Genomic DNA, 3,487 nt, shown 5'->3' on the forward strand with positions numbered 1-3,487 from the left:
TAGAGCATATCGCCTTGTTCGAGTTGGAATTCGTAATTGGTGAAGTTGTTCATTATAATATGAATAGCTACGGGCATTTTGTCGCCTTTGTACTCGATAAGCTCATAGTTTGCTGTTGGTTCATTTTGAGCTTTTCTGACTAGATAAAGTGGGTTATTGGCTCCGGCGAACTGGCATTGCAGAGTGTTTTTATTGATAGCAATGAGTGCAATGTCCATTCCGTCTTTTTGTTCGCCAGCGATGCCTTTTTGTTGCAGTGCGTTGATAATTTCTTTACGCAATTCGTTTAATACATCGTTGGCTTTCGTCATTTCTTTTTTACGCACAATTTCGTTTAAAAAGCTAATGCCGAGCATGCTCATAAAGGCACCGGGTACGCCATGACCTGTGCAATCGGCAACTGCAACAATGAGCATATTATCAATTTGTGTAGTCCAATAAAAATCGCCCGAAACAATATCTTTGGGTTTGAAAAGGATAAAATGTTCACCCAAAATGGAACGTGCCATTTTAGATATGGGCAAAACCGCTTCTTGAATACGTTTGGCGTAGTTGATGCTGTCTGTTTGTCTTTTGTGATAAAATTCTATATGTTCTTTTTGTTTAATGACTATATCTCTTTGTGAGGCTATTTCTTCTTTTTGAGTTTTTATTTCGATATTTTGCTTTGCTAATAAAATGTTAGCTTTTCGTTTATCTCTAAACATTTTTAGCAAAATAAGCGAGAAAATTAATATCAAAACAATGACTGCAATTGATGAAAAAATGATGTATTGTTGTCTTTTATTTTCAGATGTTTTAGCTTCTATTGTTTTTTTGTCGAGTTCTTTTTGTTTCTGTAATTTTTCAACTTGCAATTGTTTTTTTTCAGCTTCGTACTTAGTTTCCATTTCAGCTAAAGCTTTAGTTTTTTCAGTAGAGAATAAGCTGTCGCGGATTTGAATATATTTTTCAGCAAATTCAAAGGCTTTTTTATAATTATTTAACTTTTTATATGCCATCATAAGATGCATATACGATTCGCCTTCTTTTGGTAATGCTTCTATTTCTTTTCCTAATATCATTGCTTTGGTTGCATAATCGATAGCTTTTAGCAAGTATTCTTTTTTTTGTTTTTCATTTAGTTTTGTAGAATCTGTTATAGTAATATAAAGATCAGCTATATTGCCATATACTAAAGCAATTCCATTTTTATCATTTATTTCTTCTTTTATTTTAAGTGATTTTTGATAATATTCGAGAGCTTTTTCATAGTTTCCTTTGTACTTATAGCTTCCTCCAATGTTATTATAACATGAGGCAAGCCCATTTTTATCGCCTAATTCTTCGTGAATTTTTAATGACTTTTGATAAAATTCTATGGCTTGTTTAACTTTATTTTGTGCTTTATAAATGCCACCTATATTGTTATAACAAGTTGCTATTCCATATTTGTCATTTATTTTTTTACTAATTTCTAATGATTTTTGGTAATATTCGAGTGATTTTTCATAATTTTTTTGATTAGAATAAATTATACCGATGTTTATATAACAAACAGACATGCTGCTTAAGTCTCCTAGAGATTCATTGATTTTTAAGGCATTAATAAAACAATCTAATGCTTTATCGTCTGCTCCTTTTTTATGGTATATGTTGCCGATATTGACATAGCTTCCCTACATCCCAACTTGGTCTTTCATTTCTTTAAAAAGACTTAGAGATGTTTCAAGATATTTTAAAGCGTTTTCGTAATTTCCTTCGTCGCTATATATTAGGCCAATGTTTGTTAAGCAGTTTGAAATTCCATTTATATCTTTCTGCTTTTTAAAAAGTTGAAGTGCAATGTTAAAATAAGACATAGCTACTTTGTTATAACCTAAATATGAGTAAACGATACCTAAGTTATTGTAGCATCGTGATAAACCAATCTGGTCATTGATTTTTTCATATTTTTTAAGTGCAGTAGAATAATAAGCAATCGCTTTTTCAAAATTACCAATATCTTCAAATACAAAACCAATATATAGAAGTGAAGTAGCTTCTTGTTTTTTTAGTCTGTTTTTAACTGCATGAATTAGAGATTTATTGTAATAAAAAAATGCAGAATCGGGATTTGTATTTTCGTAATAATCTCCAATTTTTAAATATTGAGACCAAATAATAGTGTCACTTTTTGCTTTTTTTAGCTCCCAAAATAGTGAGTCTAACTTATTAGCCGAGAAAGTATTCGCGACTATTATTAAAAAGCAAAGGTGGAGTAATATTTTATTTAAAAGTTTCATTTATTATATTTTTATTCCAACCACAGTGATATCATCAGTCTGTTCTCCATTTCCAATCCACTGCACAATGGTTTCTTCGAATGCTTGTTTTTGTTCGTTCATGGGTTTATGGGCATTTGCTAAAATAAGCTCTTTAAAACGCTTGTACATAAATTTTTTGCCATGTTCGCCCCCAAATTGGTCGGCATAGCCATCGGAGAAGAGGTAGAGTATATCGCCTTGTTCGAGTTGGAATTCGTAATTGGTGAAGTTGTTCATTATAATATAAATAGCTACGGGCATTTTGTCGCCTTTGTACTCGGTAAGCTCATAGTTTGCTGTTGGTTCATTTTGAGCTTTTCTGACTAAATAAAGTGGGTTATTGGCTCCGGCGAACTGGCATTGCAGAGTGTTTTTATTGATAGCAATGAGTGCAATGTCCATTCCGTCTTTTTGTTCGCCAGCGATGCCTTTTTGTTGCAGTGCGTTGATAATTTCTTTACGCAATTCGTTTAATACATCGTTGGCTTTCGTCATTTCTTTTTTACGCACAATTTCGTTTAAAAAGCTAATGCCGAGCATGCTCATAAAGGCACCGGGTACGCCATGACCTGTGCAATCGGCAACTGCAACAATGAGCATATTATCAATTTGTGTAGTCCAATAAAAATCGCCCGAAACAATATCTTTGGGTTTGAAAAGGATAAAATGTTCACCCAAAACAGAACGTGCCATTTCTGACATGGGCAAAACCGCTTCTTGAATACGTTTGGCGTAGTTGATGCTATCGGTAATTTGTTTCTTTTGTTCTTCGATGTGTTCTTTTTGTTTAATAACTAAATCGCGTTGTGCTGCGATTTCGTCACGTTGAGTAGCAATTTCGTCTCGTTGTCTAGAAATTTCTTCGTTTTGTTGATGAAGGATGATATTTTTTTCGTCAACCATTTTCTTTTGCGATTCAATAACTTTCTTTTGCATTCGTGTAATTCGCAACGAGCGATATACAAATCCTAAAAAGACTAAAACGAGCAACAATCCACCTGTAATAGCATATCGTACAATTCTTTCTTTTTTTCGTTCAATTGCAACAATTGCATCTTTTTTCTCTTGTTCTGCTTTGGCAATGGCTTGTTTTTTCTCAAACTCGTAGTTCATTTCGGCGTGAAGTTGTTGCTTCTTTTTTTCGTCGTTGGTAATGCTGTCTCTTGCTACAATATATTTTTTATAGTGTTCAAGCGCAAGTT

3 protein-coding genes are annotated in these 3,487 nt (G+C 33.1%); all 3 read right to left on the minus strand.

The annotated features are described in order from the left end of the window. Nucleotides 1-1,544: tetratricopeptide repeat protein (locus tag HPY79_12440; GenBank protein ID NSW46609.1), on the minus strand; the 1,544-nt coding region annotated here is incomplete at its 3' end. Between the two features lie 114 nt (nt 1,545-1,658). Then, nucleotides 1,659-2,264, minus strand: coding sequence for a tetratricopeptide repeat protein (locus tag HPY79_12445; protein ID NSW46610.1), 606 nt, complete (start codon nt 2,262-2,264; stop codon nt 1,659-1,661). 3 nt (nt 2,265-2,267) lie between these two features. Beyond that, a partial coding sequence (locus HPY79_12450) for a SpoIIE family protein phosphatase (GenBank protein NSW46611.1) occupies nt 2,268-3,487 on the minus strand: 1,220 nt, incomplete at its 5' end.

It is taken from the genome of Bacteroidales bacterium, from assembly GCA_013314715.1.
Lineage (GTDB): Bacteria > Bacteroidota > Bacteroidia > Bacteroidales > GWA2-32-17 > Ch61.